Raw genomic sequence first — 14,552 nt, 5'->3', positions numbered from 1 at the left:
TCCGTTTGCTGAGGTCCGTCCATGAATCCTGCCATCGCAACTGCCCTGACCAACCCCGGCGCGCCGATGAAAGTGCGCGGCGTGCACAAGCGTTTCGGTGCGTTCACTGCGCTGGACAACGTCTCCCTCGATGTCGCCGCCGGCGAACTGGTGTGCCTGCTCGGCCCGTCGGGCTGTGGCAAGACCACGCTGCTGCGCTGCATTGCCGGTCTGGAGCGGCAGGACAGCGGCGAGTTGTACCTGGGCGATCGCGATGTCTCGCACCTTGCCCCGCAAGCGCGGGATTACGGAATTCTGTTCCAGTCCTACGCGCTGTTTCCCAATCTGACGGTCGAGGCGAACATTGCCTACGGCCTCGCCGGCAGCGGGCGCGATGAAGTGCGCCGGCGTGTCGGTCAGATGCTGGAACTGGTGGGCCTCACCGGCAGTGAGAAAAAGTACCCAGGCCAATTGTCCGGCGGTCAGCAACAGCGTGTAGCGCTCGCTCGCGCATTGGCGCCGTCGCCGTCGCTGCTGTTGCTCGACGAACCGATGTCGGCCCTCGACGCGCGGGTGCGCGAGCACTTGTGCACCGAGCTGCGTCAGCTGCAACGCAACCTCGGCATCACCACGCTGATGGTCACGCACAATCAGGACGAGGCGATGTTGATGGCCGATCGCATCGCGGTGATGAACAACGGCCGCGTCGAGCAGTACGCCACGCCGCAGGAAATCTACAACCGCCCGGCCACGCCGTTCGTGGCCGAGTTTGTCGGCCAGGGCAACTGGCTGCCGTTCCAGCGCAGCAGCGACAGTCACGCCCAGGTCGGCGGGATGAATCTGCGGCTGGCCGATGGCAGCGTGCACGGCGCTTCGGGTCGACTGTTCTGCCGCCCGGAGGCGATCAACGTCAATCCGCTGGTGCACGAAGAGAACCTGTTCCCGGCCAAGGTTCGCGAAATCACTTTCCTCGGCAACCGCTGCCGGATGAGCTTCGAACTCGATCAACTGCCGGGCCATGCGCTGCTCGCCGAGCTCGCGCCAGAAGCCATGCCGCGCCTCGGCGCCCAGCAGATCATGGTCGCCTTGCCGCCGCGCAGTTTGCAGGTGTTCGCCTGATGAACAGCAACCTCGCGCTGCCGCTACCGCACAAGCAGGTGCGACAGTCCTCGAAAGCCGAGATCGGCGATCGCCTGTTCGTGCTCGGCGGCAAAATCCTCCTGCTGGTATTGCTCGGCCTTGCGGTATTGCTGCCGTTGCTGGCGATCTTCTGGCGCGGTTTCAGCAATGACGCCGGGCAGGGCGGTGGCTGGCTCGCGGCGAAAGAGTTGGTGACCAGTGCCAATTTCCATTGGCTGCTCGGCAACAGCCTGAAAGTGTCCCTCAGCGTTGCGGCCATTGTCGTACCGCTGGCCTACCTGTTTGCCTACGCGCTGCAACGCACGCTGATTCCGGGCAAAGGCATCTGGCGCGGGATTTCCCTGCTGCCGCTGATGGCGCCGTCGATGCTGCCGGGGATTGCCCTGGTCTATCTGTTCGGCAATCAGGGCATGCTGCGTGGGCTGCTCTCGGACAATATCTATGGGTTCTGGGGCATTGTGCTGGGCGAGGTGATCTACACCTTTCCTCATGCCCTGATGATTTTGCTCTCGGCATTGTCGCTGGCCGATGCACGTCTGTTCGATGCCGCGTCGAGCATGGGCGCCAGTCCGGCCAAGGCGTTTCGCAGCATCACCTGGCCGGCGACCCGCCAGGCGGTGTTCGCCGCGTTCTGTCTGGTGTTCACCCTGACCATCACCGATTTTGGTGTGCCAGTGGTGGTCGGTGGCGACTATCAGGTGTTGGCGCTGGAAGCCTATAAAGCCGTGGTCGGTCAGCAGCAATTCGGTCGCGGCGCCTTGATCGGCATGGTGTTGTTGCTGCCGGCGCTGTTCAGCTTCGGCGTCGATGCGTGGTTGCGTCGGGGTCACGGCGACTCCATGAGCGGGCGCGCGCAGGTGTTCAAGCCGCTGCCGTCCAGGCTGCGCGATGGCTGCTATCTGGCGATCGTTTTGCTGATTTGCGCCGCGTTGCTGTTGGTATTCGGCATGGCAGTGTTCTCCTCGCTGGTGAAGTTCTGGCCGTACAACCTGTCGCTGTCGCTCAACCACTATCAGTTCAACGAGACCGCCGGCGGTGGCTGGCTCGCCTACAGCAACAGTCTGAATATGGCGCTGGGCACCGCGCTGATTGGCAGCGTGCTGATTTTCACTGGTGCCTATCTGATGGAGAAAACCAGCACTCAGCGCGGGCTCAACCTGGCTTTGCGCATGCTCAGCTTCGTGCCGATGGCGGTGCCGGGGCTGGTGCTTGGCCTGGGTTACGTTTTCTTCTTCAACCTCAGCGGCAATCCGCTGCATGTGCTCTACGGGACGATGACGCTGCTGATCGTCTGCACCATTGCGCACTATCTGACCACCGCACAAATGACCGCGACCACCGCGCTGCGCCAGCTCGACGCCGAGTTCGAAGCCGCCGCGCTGTCGCTGAAGGCGCCGCTGTACCGGCATTACCTGCGCGTGACCGTGCCGATCTGCCTGCCGGCGTTGCTGGACATCGTGCGCTACCTGTTCGTCTCGGCGATGACCACGGTTTCCGCCGCGATCTTCCTCTACAGCCCCGACACCATTCTCGCGGCGGTGGCGGTGCTGAACATGGACGATGCCGGCAACGTTGGCGGTGCGGCGGCAATGTCGACCCTGATTCTGTTCACTTCGGCCGGCGTGTCGCTGCTGCTGGCGTGGGCTTCGCGCGGCTTGCTGCGCCGTTCTCAAGCCTGGCGGCAAACCGCGCCCGGTCACTGATTCAACTCACCTACAGGAAAACGCTCATGTTCAAGCCTATGGCCCTGGCCGCTGCTGTGCTCGCGACTTTCAGCCTGAATGCCTTCGCGGCAAAAACCGAGTTGACGGTGTACACCGCCCTCGAAGCCGAACAACTGAAGTCCTACAAGGAGGCCTTTGAGAAGGCCAACCCGGACGTCGAGATCAAATGGGTGCGCGATTCGACCGGGATCATCACCGCCAAACTGCTCGCCGAAAAGGCTCGTCCGCAGGCTGACGCGGTGTGGGGCCTGGCCGCGTCGAGCCTGGCGATTCTCGACCAGCAAGGCATGCTCCAAAGTTATGCACCGAAGGATCTCGGCAAGATTGGCGCGAATTACCGCGACGCCGCCAACCCGCCAGCCTGGGTCGGCATGGACGTGTGGGCCGCGACCATTTGCTTCAACACCGTTGAGGCTGAGAAGCAGGGTCTGAGCAAACCGATCAGTTGGCAGGACCTGACCAAGCCTGAGTACAAGGGCAAGATCGTCATGCCCAACCCGGCGTCGTCCGGCACCGGTTTCCTTGACGTCAGCGCCTGGCTGCAAACCTTCGGCGAGAAGCAGGGCTGGGCGTATATGGACGGCCTGCACCAGAACATCGGCCAGTACGTCCACTCTGGTTCCAAGCCGTGCAAATTGGCGGCGGCGGGGGAGTTTCCGATCGGGATTTCCTTTGAATATCCAGCCGTACAGCTGAAACGCCAGGGCGCGCCGCTGGACATCATCCTGCCGAAGGAAGGTCTGGGCTGGGAGATCGAAGCGACAGCGGTGATCAAAGGCACACCGCATGAAGAAGCGGCGAAGAAACTCGCTGATTTCTCCGCCAGCGCCGAGGCGATGGATCTGTACAAAGAGAACTTCGCCGTGCTAGCCCAGCCGGGGATTGCCAAGCCGCAGACCGAATTGCCGGCCGACTATGAGCAGCGTCTGATCAAGAACGACTTTGCCTGGGCCTCGAAGAATCGCGACGAGATCCTGGCTGAATGGCGCAAGCGGTATGACGGCAAGTCCGAGAAAGTTGTCGCCAAGTAAGATCTTTATCGACTGACAAGGCCCCATCGCGAGCAGGCTCGCTCCCACAGTTGCAATGCTGTCCCCTGTGGGAGCGAGCCTGCTCGCGAAAGCGGTTTCTCATTCAGAGCACCTCTACATGACACAACCCAAAGACCTGCTCATCATCGGCGCCGGCATCCTCGGTCTGTCCCACGCCTATGCCGCCGCCAAACGCGGCCTCAAAGTCGCGGTATTCGAACGCACCGCCACGCCCCTTGGCGCTTCGGTGCGCAACTTCGGTCAGGCGCTGGTCACCGGTCAGCCGCCCGGCACCATGCTCGAACTGGCCAAGGCCAGCCGCGAGATCTGGGGCGACTGGGCGCAACTTGCCGGCCTGCAGGTCAAGCGCAACGGCTCATACCTGTTCGCCCGCAGCGAGGCCGAAGAACACCTGCTCGAAGCCTTCTGCGCCGGCCGCGCGGTCGAGCATGGCTACAACGTCGAGCTGCTGCGCGGCGCAGCGTTGCGTGATCTGTATGGCGGCCAGTTCAGCCATCACCGCGCCGCGCTGCACGGTGTCGATGATCAGCAGTTGTACTCGCGCGAAGCGATTCCGGCGCTGATCGACTACTTGCGCCGTGACCTCGGCGTCGAGTTTCACTTTTCCACGCTGGTGCGCGACGTCGAGCCGGGGCGTCTGCACAGCACCGCCGGCAGTTTTACCGGCAAGCAGATCATCGTCTGCTCCGGCCACGATTATCAGACCCTGCTGGCCGAGCCGATTGCCGCGCTCAATCCGCAGATCTGTCGTTTGCAAATGCTCCGCGCCAGACCAAGCATCGAGTTGAACCTGCAACACGCCGTGCTCACCGGCCTGAGCTGCGTGCACTACGGCGCTTTCGCCGATCTGCCGGAAGCCGCAGCGGTGCAGGCGCAGATTCTCCGTGAACAACCGCACCTGCACGCCAACGGCATTCACCTGCTGATCAGCCCGACGCCGTATGGCGAACTGATCATTGGCGATTCGCATCATTACGGCAGCGATGCGTCACCGTTCAACGCCGAACAGGTCGACAACTGGATGCTCGAACTCGCCGAGCAGACCCTGGGCTGCCAGGTGCAAGTGGTCGAACGCTGGCAGGGCGTCTATGGTTCTCGCGGGCCGGCGCCGTTTTCATTCCTGCGTCCGGCACCGGGCCTGAGCGTGGCGCTGATGCACACCGGCGTCGGCATGAGCGTCGGCCCGGCGCTGGCCGAACGCAACATCGCGCAATTACTGGAGGAGGCATGAATCACGAACAGGTGATCGCCCGGGTGTTCGGCCTGTATGAACGCTTCGGCGCCAGCGATTACATCGGCGAACCGGTGTCGCAACTCGAGCACATGTCCCAGGCCGCAGAACTGGCCATGGCTGAAGGCTGTGACGATGAAGTGGTGCTGGCGACGTTCTTTCATGACATCGGCCATTTGTGTGCCGAGGGCGCGGAAAACATGGGCGGTTATGGCGTGGTCAGCCATGAACGGCTCGGTGCGGATTATCTGCGTGAGGCAGGTTTCAGCGAGCGGCTGGCGCGACTGGTGGAATATCACGTCCAGGCCAAACGCTATCTGACCTTGCGCGAGCCGGGCTATTACGCGCGGTTGAGTGAGGCGAGTCGCAGGACGCTGGAATATCAGGGCGGGGTAATGAGCGCGGCTGAGGCGGATGCGTTCGAGGCTGATCCGTTGTGTGCGCTGAGTTTGCGCATGCGGCGCTGGGATGAGTTGGCCAAAAAGGAGGCAGTGCCGGTGATGGATCTTGCGGTGCTGAAGCGCAAGGCCTGCGCCGTTTTGTCTTGAGAGACAGGCAAGGTCGGTGCGGATGAATTGTCCTACGGTATAAAAAGAACAATCGTGCAGATAATCCGGCACGGACGGGCTAGGTTGATTGTCCGCTCATCTCACGAGACTGACCTGTATGCGTTATTTGAAAGTAACCGCCCAAGATCGAAGTACCAACAACAGAGCTGATACCGTGCTCCTGCATTTTTTCGAGGAAAGCAGCGGCGCTGAAGACACGCTCGTGCACCGCGCCTATGCACTGGATATCACCGCCGATGGAAAAGTCGATTTCCAGGCCGGCGATGCAAACTCCGACGGCAAGGAAGATATCAAGGACGAGCGCCTGCTCAAGTCATTTGCCAACACCTACCTGCAACTCAACTGGTTCAATCGTGGTAATACCTGGGACCGGTATCTGAAGATTTTCACAGAGGATTTCGCCAAGGACGGTTCACCGGACACGGTGCGCCTGCATTTCCACGAGGGCACCGGCAAACCTCAGGACAACACCATCGTCTACACCGCCTCCCACTACGACACCGACAATGATGGAACGCTGGACTGGATCATCAGTTTCGATGTGGATAACGATGGTGATCAGGATGCCGTGGATCGCAAGCTTGTTTCGCAGCTGAGTACCAGTTACGTAAAATTCAAATGGCGCTGATGATCCGCCGCATCAGATCTGTTCCGCCAGCGCCACAACCTGCTCCTGCCTTTGCGCCTGGTTCAACTTCGCCTGCGGATTGAGCGACGACCACTGCGGATGCGCCCGGGCCTTGCCCAAGGCCTCGGGCAACTTGCCTTCGCGCCAGGTTTTATCCACAGGCGTGGCCACCTGAATGCTGTCCATCGCCGCATGCCCACGCTGATCGAGTGCCAGCAACAACTGGCGCTGGCGCAACGCCAACAGGCGCAGCACGGCGTCATCCACCGTCAATTCCCGCTGGCCTTTGATCTTGCCGAGCAGGCGACTGCCATAACTGCGCGCCGTTTGCAGCGCGCCACCGGCAATCGCGCCGGCCAGTGCCGCTGCGCCGAGAGTAATCCCGCCGACCAGTAAATCCACGCCAGCCCCGGCCGCCGCACCGGCAGCAACGCCGCCGCCGACGCGCACGCCGAGTTGTTTCAGGGTTTCCGGGTTGAACAGGTCATCGCCCCAGCGCCCGTCGAGCAACGGCAAGTCACTGGCCGCCGCGTCCTGCGGGCGAAACGCGTAGAGCTTGAGCAGCGCCTCAACGCACTTCTGCTCACGCTGGCGTACAGCTTTGCGCAGTTCGCTGATCGCCTGCTGTTCCTGCTCGGCTTCGCTGACCACACTGCGCCGGCACGCGGCGCAATCGATCAGCAATTCGGCAATCAGGCGCGCGGCACTTTGCTGGCGCGCGAGGCGCTGCGCCTGCTGGTCGGCGATCAACCGCTCCAGCTGCGGCCGGGCGTTTTCCAATAGCAGGGCAAGGCTCTCGTACAAGCGCCGCTCGCCATCCTCGGGCGGTGCGACGCTGTCGAAACGTACCAGCGCATGCAGCCCCAGCCGCGCCAGCGCCTCGCGCCAATCGGGTTCGCGATGGTTGGCGCTGCTGACGAAATTCAGCACCGGCAGCAGCGGCTTGCCGCAACTGGCGAGCACTTCCAGTTCGTCGCGGTACTTGGCCAGCACCGGTTCACGGGCGTCGATCACATACAGACCGGCGTCGGAGGCGAGCAACTGCCGCAGTACCTTGGCTTCCTGTTCGAAACGCTGGCGCGCCTCGCTGCCGTCGAGAAACCGCGCCAGCCGCGCCGGGCCGTCGAGACGTTCGCCGGGGCGTTCCAGACGCTCGAGAAAATCCAGCAGGGCGATCGCATCTTCCAGCCCCGGCGTGTCGTACAGATCGAGCAACGGCTCGCCATCCACCGACAACCGCGCGCCTTCGACATGTCGGGTGGTGCTCGGCCGGTGCGAGACTTCGCCGAAGCCGACATCGCGGGTCAGCGTGCGCAGCAGCGAGGTCTTGCCGACGTTGGTGTGGCCGACCACCGCGAGTTTCAGCGGGGCCTTGCGTGCATCAGTCATGTCCGCTCTCCAGCCAGTTCATCGGCGCGCAATCGGCAAATGGCAGTTCCAGCTGTTGCAGCGCCGCGTGCCAGTCACCCAGACGTTGCCCGTCCAGCGCTTCGCCAGGCGGCGCTTGCAGCAGCCAGATCCGAGTGGCGCCGGCGTTGCGCGCGAGTTCGGCGATCAATGCGAGGCTGCCGCGATCCGGCGAACGTCGTGGATCGCAAGCGATGGCCAGCCGCGCCGGCGGGAAGCGACTGAGTTGTTCGAGCAGTTTGTGCCGCGATTCGCGACTGTCGAGGATGCCTGCGTTGCTGACGTTTTTCGGCAGCGCGGGTGGCCATGGGCGCTGTTCGTCCAACTCGATCGCCACCAGCAGCGCGCCTTCACTGGCGAGTTCGCCGACGTTGCTTTCGACGCGATGCAGTTGCGCCGGCTCCGGGTCGTTGACGCCGAGGCGTTCGCTGGTTGGCATCAACCGTTCGCGCAGTTGCGCGTAGCCGGGCAGATTCAGATCCAGACGCAGCGCGGCTTTGCCGCTGTTCCAGCGCCACAGGCAGAACAGCGCGAGCAGCAGGCGCGGCAGCACGCCGTAAACCACCAGTACACCGACCAGCCAGGTCGCCCAGGCCTGTCGTGCGCTTTCGATGTCGAGGGCACCGTCGCCGCTGGCGCGGATCATTTCCTCGGTCGGCACGTTGAAGCCGAGCAGCGACGGCAGATAGCCAAGGGCCTGGGTGACGTGGATGAAAGTGTCGGCGCCGAGGATCGTGGTTTCCCAGACAAAGCCGTAGCGCCGCGTGGCCATCAGCGTCAGCAGCAGGATCAGCGCGCTGAGCATTGCCAGCAGCCACAAGCCATTGACCAACGCGCCGAGTGCCCAGCGGTTGAGTTTCTTGCGTTGCAGCAACAACAGCAGGGCCGGCGCCAGTTGCGCGGCTTTGGCGTCGCGGGCGAGTTTTTCACTGAGCCACAGCCACAAACGCCCGAGGGCGGCGCCGTGTTCGCCAGCGAAGATCAAACCCAGCGCCCAGCTCAACAGCAAAATCAGGTTGATCCCGAGCAGGCTGCCCAGCGCCCAGAAGACATTTACCGGCGTCTGGCCAAGTGCGGCGAAAGCCAGACCGGCGCCGCTGAGCACGGCGAAAATCATCAACAATATCAGCGCCAGACGCGCGCCTTGCAGCCAGTGCCTGAGCGCGGCGGTCAGCCCGTCGCGTTCGGCCAGCCATAGCGCCCGGCGCGCAATGCGGCTCGGCAGATCGCCGCCAGCGGCGCGGGCCAGACGATTGGCTTCCAGGTCATCCAGCGGCCCCGCGTGTTCTTCGCGCAGGCGGATGGTTTCGCTGAGCCAGAGGTTTTGCAGTGGAGTCAGTTCAGTCACGCGGCGTCCCGTCGCTAAATCGAGCGCTGAGCATAACCGCTGTGGCGCTTATCGGGGTAAGCGCGGCTCTGGTATCCTCGCCGCCATGACTAAATCACTGCCCCTCAGCCTGATCGCAGCCCTCGGTGAAAACCGCGTGATCGGCGTCGACAACAGCATGCCCTGGCACCTGCCGGGGGACTTCAAATACTTCAAGGCGACCACGCTCGGCAAGCCGATCATCATGGGCCGCAAGACCTGGGATTCGCTCGGCCGGCCGCTGCCGGGGCGCTTGAACATCGTGGTCAGCCGCCAGCCTGATCTGCAACTCGAAGGCGCCGAGGTCTATCCGTCGCTGGAAGCTGCCGTGGCCCGCGCCGAGGAATGGGCGAAAGCCCAGGGCGTTGATGAACTGATGCTGATTGGCGGCGCGCAGTTGTATGCGCAAGGGCTGGCGCAGGCCGATCGGCTGTACCTGACCCGCGTGGCGCTGAGCCCGCAAGGGGATGCGTGGTTTCCGGAGTTTGATCGGAGTGAATGGAAGCTGGTGTCGAATGTACCGAATCCGGCAGAGGGCGATAAACCTGCATATAGCTTTGAGGTTTGGGAGAAAGCCTAACAGCTTCGCGAGCAGGCTCGCTCCCACAGGGGAACGCATTTCAGTGTGGGAGCGAGCCTGCTCGCGAAGAGGCCCGCTCAGTCGCTGAGAAGCTTTAAGCCTGCGCCAACTCTGCGTGTTCATCAGCATCCAGCAATGCTTTATCCGTCTGCTGCATGACCTGACTGGTTATCGCCCCAGCGGTAATCGAGCCACTCACGTTCAACGCGGTGCGGCCCATATCGATCAGCGGCTCCACCGAAATCAGCAACGCCACCAGTGACACCGGCAAGCCCATTGCTGGCAGCACGATCAGGGCGGCGAACGTTGCGCCGCCGCCAACTCCGGCGACACCGGCCGAACTCAACGTGACAATCGCCACCAGCGTCGCGATCCACAGCGGATCCAGCGGGTTGATGCCGACCGTTGGCGCGACCATCACCGCCAACATCGCCGGGTACAGGCCTGCGCAACCGTTCTGGCCAATGGTCGCACCGAACGAGGCAGCGAAACTGGCGACCGACGACGGAATGCCCAGACGACGGGTCTGCGCTTCGATGCTCAGCGGAATGGTCGCCGCGCTGGAGCGGCTGGTGAAGGCGAAGGTCAGCACCGGCCAGATCTTGCGGAAGAAGCGCAGCGGGTTGATCCCGGCGGCCGACACCAGCACGCCGTGCACGACGAACATCAGGCCCAGGCCGATATACGACACCACGACGAAACTGCCGAGCTTGATGATGTCCTGCAGGTTGGAGCCGGCGACCACTTTGGTCATCAGCGCCAGCACGCCGTACGGGGTCAGCTTCATCACCAGCCGCACCAGACGCATCACCCAGGCTTGCAGGGTGTCGATGGCGTTGATCACTTTCTGACCTTTCTCGACGTCGTCCTTGAGCAGTTGCAGTGCAGCAACCCCAAGGAACGCGGCAAAAATCACCACGCTGATGATCGAGGTCGGCTTGGCCCGGGCCAGGTCGGCGAACGGGTTCTGCGGAATGAACGACAGCAGCAGTTGCGGCACATTGAGGTCGGCGACCTTGCCGGCGTAGTCGTTCTGAATGGTTTGCAGGCGCGCCATTTCCTGAGTGCCGGCGACCAGACCTTCAGCGGTAAGGCCGAACAGGTTGGTCAGGCCGATGCCGATCAACGCCGCGATGGCGGTGGTGAACAGCAGCGTGCCGATGGTCAGGAAACTGATTTTGCCCAGCGACGAAGCGTTGTGCAGGCGTGCCACGGCGCTGAGGATCGAAGCAAACACCAGCGGGATCACGATCATTTGCAGCAACTGCACGTAACCGTTGCCGACCAGATCGAACCAGCCGATCGAGGCTTTCAGCACCGGATTGCCGGCACCGTAAATCGTGTGCAGGGCAACGCCGAACGCCACGCCGAGGACCAGTGCGAGCAGGACTTTTTTCGCCAGGCTCCAAGTGGTGTGGCGGGTTTGCGCCAGACCGAAGAGCAGGGCGAGGAACACCAGCAGGTTGAGAATCAACGGTAGATTCATGAGGACTCCAGTAAAGACTGTGCCAACAGCCATCCGGGGCTGCTGCGAACCGGCAAGCCTAACAGCTTGATTTGCAATGATTTAATAACGAAATGGCAGGGCGTCCGTCGTTTTTGGAATAAGAGCGTGTCGCTGTCGGCAATGCAACTGACGCGCAGGGGACGTCAGCGGTCGCTGACAGGCGAGGGTTGTCACATTGATTTGTTAGCGTCGAACTCTTTGCATCGGGGAGTAGCGCTATGAGAATTGCACGCACGTTGTTGGCTGTGGCACTGGCGGCTGGCCTCGCCGGCCAGGCATTTGCCACGGACCTCAAGCATTGGCCGGCAGATCAGGCCAAGGCGCTGGACGCAATGATTGCCGCCAACGCCAACAAGGGTAATTACGCGGTGTTCGACATGGACAACACCAGTTACCGCTACGACCTCGAAGAATCCTTGCTGCCGTTCATGGAAAACAAGGGCCTGATCACCCGTGACAAGCTCGATCCGTCGCTGAAACTGATGCCCTTCAAGGACACCGCCGAGCACAAGGAAAGCCTGTTCAGTTATTACTACCGGCTCTGCGAAGTCGACGACATGGTCTGCTACCCGTGGGTGGCGCAGGTGTTCTCCGGCTTCACCCTCAAGGAGCTCAAGGGCTACGTCGATGAGCTGATGGCTTCGGGCAAGCCGGTGCCGGCGACGTATTACGAAGGCGATGTGGTGAAGAAACTCGACGTCAATCCGCCGAGGATCTTCACTGGCCAGCAGGAGCTGTATAACAAGCTGATGGAGAACGGCATCGAGGTCTACGTGATGACCGCCGCTTCAGAGGAACTGGTGCGTATGGTCGCGGCGGATCCCAAGTATGGCTACAACGTCAAACCGCAGAACGTCATCGGCGTTTCACTGCTGCTCAAGGATCAGAAGACCGGCGAGTTGACCACCGCGCGCAAACAGATCACTGCCGGCAAATATGACGAGAAGGCCAACCTCGGCCTCGAACTGACGCCGTACCTGTGGACCCCGGCAACCTGGATGGCCGGCAAGCACGCGGCAATCCTCACCTACATCGATGAATGGAAAAAACCGGTACTGGTCGGTGGCGATACCCCGACCAGCGACGGCTACATGCTGTTCCATGATGTCGACGTGGCCAAGGGCGGCATCCACTTGTGGATCAACCGCAAGGACAAGTACCTGACGCAAATCAACGGCATGATGGCCAAGCACGCGGCGGCGCAGGCCAAGGAAGGCCTGCCGGTGACGGCGGACAAGAACTGGGTGATCGTCAAGCCTGAGGAAATCCAGTAAGCCACCCCGATTCAAGGTGGGAGCGAGCCTGCTCGCGAAAGCGTAATGTCAGCCACCCTCTCCGTTTCTGACATACCGCATTCGCGAGCAGGCTCGCTCCCAAAGTTTGATTTTCGGTGAGTTTCGGATTTTGGCCAGACAAAAGAATGCCCCGCACATGGCGGGGCATTTTTTTGTACGACGGTTAAGCCTTACAGCCCGTCGAGCATCGCCTTGTTGCGCACAGCACCCTTGTCGGCACTGGTCGCCAGCAGGGCGTAGGCCTTGAGCGCAGTGGTTACTTTGCGTGGGCGCACTTCAACCGGTTTCCAGCCTTTCTTGTCCTGCTCGGCGCGGCGTGCCGCCAGTTCTTCGTCGCTGACCAACAGGTTGATCGAGCGGTTCGGAATGTCGATCAGCACCTTGTCGCCATCCTGCACCAGACCGATCGCGCCACCGGCCGCAGCCTCTGGCGAAGCGTGACCGATCGACAGGCCGGAAGTACCGCCGGAGAAACGCCCGTCGGTGAGCAGCGCACAGGCTTTGCCCAGGCCTTTGGATTTCAGGTAGGACGTCGGGTAGAGCATTTCCTGCATGCCCGGGCCGCCTTTCGGGCCTTCGTAGCGAATGATGACGATGTCGCCTTCCTTCACTTCGTCAGCGAGGATGCCGCGCACGGCGCTGTCCTGGCTTTCGAAGATTTTCGCGTTGCCTTCGAAGACATGGATCGACTCATCAACCCCGGCGGTTTTCACCACGCAACCGTCCTGCGCGATGTTGCCGTACAGCACGGCGAGGCCGCCTTCTTGCGAATAGGCGTGCTCGAAGCTGCGGATGCAGCCGTTTTCACGGTCGTCGTCGAGGGTTTCCCAACGGGTCGACTGGCTGAATGCGGTCTGGGTCGGAATGCCCGCAGGACCTGCCTTGAAGAAGTGATGCACGGCTTCGTCGCTGGTCTGGGTGATGTCCCACTTGGCGATGGCTTCTTCCATGCTGCGGCTGTGCACGGTCGGCAAGTCGGTGTGCAGCAGGCCGCCACGGGCCAGCGAACCGAGGATGCTGAAAATGCCGCCGGCGCGGTGCACGTCTTCCATGTGGTACTTCTGGATGTTCGGTGCGACTTTGCACAGCTGCGGCACGCTGCGCGAGAGACGGTCGATGTCGCGCAGGTCGAAATCGATCTCGGCTTCCTGGGCAGCTGCGAGCAAGTGCAGGATGGTGTTGGTCGAACCGCCCATGGCGATATCGAGCATCATCGCGTTCTCGAACGCCTTGAAGTTGGCGATGTTGCGCGGCAGCACGGAGTCATCGTCCTCGCCGTAGTAACGCTTGCACAGCTCGACGATGGTGCGACCGGCCTGGAGGAACAGCTGTTCGCGGTCGCTGTGGGTGGCCAGAGTCGAACCGTTGCCCGGCAAGGCCAGACCCAGTGCTTCGGTCAGGCAGTTCATCGAGTTGGCGGTGAACATGCCGGAGCACGAACCGCAGGTCGGACAGGCGCTACGCTCGTACTCGGCGACTTTCTCGTCAGAAGCGCTGGAGTCGGCGGCGATGACCATGGCGTCGACGAGGTCGAGACCGTGGGAAGCGAGTTTGGTCTTGCCGGCTTCCATCGGGCCACCGGAAACGAAGATCACCGGGATGTTCAGGCGCAGCGCGGCCATCAGCATGCCCGGGGTGATCTTGTCGCAGTTGGAAATGCACACGATGGCGTCGGCGCAGTGGGCATTGACCATGTATTCGACGGAGTCGGCGATGATCTCGCGGCTCGGCAGCGAATACAGCATGCCGTCGTGGCCCATGGCGATGCCGTCATCGACGGCGATGGTGTTGAATTCCTTGGCCACGCCACCGGCGCGTTCGATTTCGCGGGCGACCAGTTGACCCAGGTCCTTCAGGTGCACATGCCCCGGGACGAACTGGGTGAACGAGTTGGCGATGGCAATGATCGGCTTCTTGAAGTCGTCATCTTTCATGCCGGTGGCGCGCCACAGTGCGCGGGCGCCGGCCATGTTGCGGCCGTGGGTGGATGTTTTCGAGCGGTAATCTGGCATGGAGCACTCCGGGCGGCTAATCACGTACTAAAGGGGAGTGAGCTTCTGTTGACCTCTGAAAC

Annotated in this window: 12 protein-coding genes; 8 read left to right on the top strand and 4 right to left on the bottom strand. The window is 62.2% G+C overall.

The annotated features are described in order from the left end of the window. Positions 1–21: 21 nt before the first annotated feature. The 6 genes from ND528_RS06090 to ND528_RS06065 all read left to right on the top strand — a co-directional run bounded on the left by ND528_RS06090 (position 22) and on the right by ND528_RS06065 (position 6,323). Positions 22–1,098, top strand: a complete 1,077-nt coding sequence (locus ND528_RS06090) for a putative 2-aminoethylphosphonate ABC transporter ATP-binding protein (protein ID WP_263469920.1) — start codon at positions 22–24, stop codon at positions 1,096–1,098. Next, the gene (locus ND528_RS06085; RefSeq protein ID WP_263469919.1) at positions 1,098–2,822 is read left to right on the top strand and encodes a putative 2-aminoethylphosphonate ABC transporter permease subunit; all 1,725 of its coding nucleotides are present in this window, start codon (positions 1,098–1,100) and stop codon (positions 2,820–2,822) included. The genes ND528_RS06090 and ND528_RS06085 overlap by 1 nt, the downstream gene beginning before the upstream one ends. A 26-nt stretch (positions 2,823–2,848) precedes the next feature. Further along, complete coding sequence (locus ND528_RS06080; RefSeq protein WP_056786284.1) at positions 2,849–3,874, top strand: putative 2-aminoethylphosphonate ABC transporter substrate-binding protein; 1,026 nt, start codon at positions 2,849–2,851, stop codon at positions 3,872–3,874. A 118-nt stretch (positions 3,875–3,992) separates the two neighbouring features. Next, positions 3,993–5,126, top strand: coding sequence for a TIGR03364 family FAD-dependent oxidoreductase (locus tag ND528_RS06075; RefSeq protein ID WP_263469918.1), 1,134 nt, complete (start codon positions 3,993–3,995; stop codon positions 5,124–5,126). Continuing rightward, complete coding sequence (locus tag ND528_RS06070) at positions 5,123–5,674, top strand: phosphonate degradation HD-domain oxygenase (RefSeq protein ID WP_212617377.1); 552 nt, start codon at positions 5,123–5,125, stop codon at positions 5,672–5,674. The genes ND528_RS06075 and ND528_RS06070 overlap by 4 nt, the downstream gene beginning before the upstream one ends. Before the next feature lie 118 nt (positions 5,675–5,792). Continuing rightward, on the top strand, positions 5,793–6,323 hold the full coding sequence (locus tag ND528_RS06065) for a hypothetical protein (RefSeq protein WP_129997850.1): 531 nt from the start codon (positions 5,793–5,795) through the stop codon (positions 6,321–6,323). Positions 6,324–6,335: 12 nt separating this feature from the next. Here ND528_RS06065 and ND528_RS06060 read toward each other — a convergent pair whose 3' ends face one another. Together ND528_RS06060 and ND528_RS06055 are read right to left on the bottom strand one after the other, a co-directional pair. Further along, positions 6,336–7,712, bottom strand: coding sequence for a GTPase/DUF3482 domain-containing protein (locus ND528_RS06060; RefSeq protein ID WP_263469917.1), 1,377 nt, complete (start codon positions 7,710–7,712; stop codon positions 6,336–6,338). Beyond that, complete coding sequence (locus ND528_RS06055) at positions 7,705–9,078, bottom strand: DUF2868 domain-containing protein (RefSeq protein ID WP_263469916.1); 1,374 nt, start codon at positions 9,076–9,078, stop codon at positions 7,705–7,707. The genes ND528_RS06060 and ND528_RS06055 overlap by 8 nt, the downstream gene beginning before the upstream one ends. Before the next feature lie 85 nt (positions 9,079–9,163). On the opposite strand from ND528_RS06055, the gene ND528_RS06050 reads away from it, so the two are divergent. Beyond that, positions 9,164–9,676 carry a dihydrofolate reductase gene (locus ND528_RS06050; protein WP_263469915.1) on the top strand — a complete coding sequence of 171 codons (513 nt, stop codon included), beginning with the start codon at positions 9,164–9,166 and terminating at the stop codon, positions 9,674–9,676. A gap of 94 nt (positions 9,677–9,770) precedes the next feature. Here the strand turns inward: ND528_RS06050 and ND528_RS06045 are convergent, their stop codons facing one another. Further along, on the bottom strand, positions 9,771–11,162 hold the full coding sequence (locus ND528_RS06045; RefSeq protein ID WP_042606536.1) for an L-cystine transporter: 1,392 nt from the start codon (positions 11,160–11,162) through the stop codon (positions 9,771–9,773). A 239-nt stretch (positions 11,163–11,401) separates the two neighbouring features. Between ND528_RS06045 and ND528_RS06040 the strand changes: the two genes are divergently transcribed. Further along, positions 11,402–12,457, top strand: coding sequence for an HAD family hydrolase (locus ND528_RS06040; RefSeq protein WP_263469914.1), 1,056 nt, complete (start codon positions 11,402–11,404; stop codon positions 12,455–12,457). A 191-nt stretch (positions 12,458–12,648) separates the two neighbouring features. On the opposite strand, the gene ilvD is transcribed toward ND528_RS06040, so the two are convergent. Continuing rightward, positions 12,649–14,490, bottom strand: coding sequence for a dihydroxy-acid dehydratase (ilvD, locus tag ND528_RS06035; protein WP_263469913.1), 1,842 nt, complete (start codon positions 14,488–14,490; stop codon positions 12,649–12,651). Between the last annotated feature and the right edge of the window lie 62 nt (positions 14,491–14,552).

The organism is Pseudomonas mercuritolerans (genome assembly GCF_025706525.1).
Classification (GTDB): Bacteria; Pseudomonadota; Gammaproteobacteria; order Pseudomonadales; family Pseudomonadaceae; genus Aquipseudomonas; species Aquipseudomonas mercuritolerans.
This window is presented reverse-complemented; position numbering and strand designations above follow the sequence as displayed.

Excerpts from the sequence above, each read along its gene's own strand:
- ND528_RS06090 (WP_263469920.1), top strand. The coding sequence starts at position 22 with ATGAATCCTGCCATCGCAACTGCCCTGACCAACCCCGGCGCGCCGATG.
- ND528_RS06085 (WP_263469919.1), top strand. The coding sequence starts at position 1,098 with ATGAACAGCAACCTCGCGCTGCCGCTACCGCACAAGCAGGTGCGACAG.
- ND528_RS06080 (WP_056786284.1), top strand. The coding sequence starts at position 2,849 with ATGTTCAAGCCTATGGCCCTGGCCGCTGCTGTGCTCGCGACTTTCAGC.
- ND528_RS06075 (WP_263469918.1), top strand. The coding sequence starts at position 3,993 with ATGACACAACCCAAAGACCTGCTCATCATCGGCGCCGGCATCCTCGGT.
- ND528_RS06070 (WP_212617377.1), top strand. The coding sequence starts at position 5,123 with ATGAATCACGAACAGGTGATCGCCCGGGTGTTCGGCCTGTATGAACGC.
- ND528_RS06065 (WP_129997850.1), top strand. The coding sequence starts at position 5,793 with ATGCGTTATTTGAAAGTAACCGCCCAAGATCGAAGTACCAACAACAGA.
- ND528_RS06060 (WP_263469917.1), bottom strand. The coding sequence starts at position 7,712 with ATGACTGATGCACGCAAGGCCCCGCTGAAACTCGCGGTGGTCGGCCAC.
- ND528_RS06050 (WP_263469915.1), top strand. The coding sequence starts at position 9,164 with ATGACTAAATCACTGCCCCTCAGCCTGATCGCAGCCCTCGGTGAAAAC.
- ND528_RS06045 (WP_042606536.1), bottom strand. The coding sequence starts at position 11,162 with ATGAATCTACCGTTGATTCTCAACCTGCTGGTGTTCCTCGCCCTGCTC.
- ND528_RS06040 (WP_263469914.1), top strand. The coding sequence starts at position 11,402 with ATGAGAATTGCACGCACGTTGTTGGCTGTGGCACTGGCGGCTGGCCTC.
- ilvD (WP_263469913.1), bottom strand. The coding sequence starts at position 14,490 with ATGCCAGATTACCGCTCGAAAACATCCACCCACGGCCGCAACATGGCC.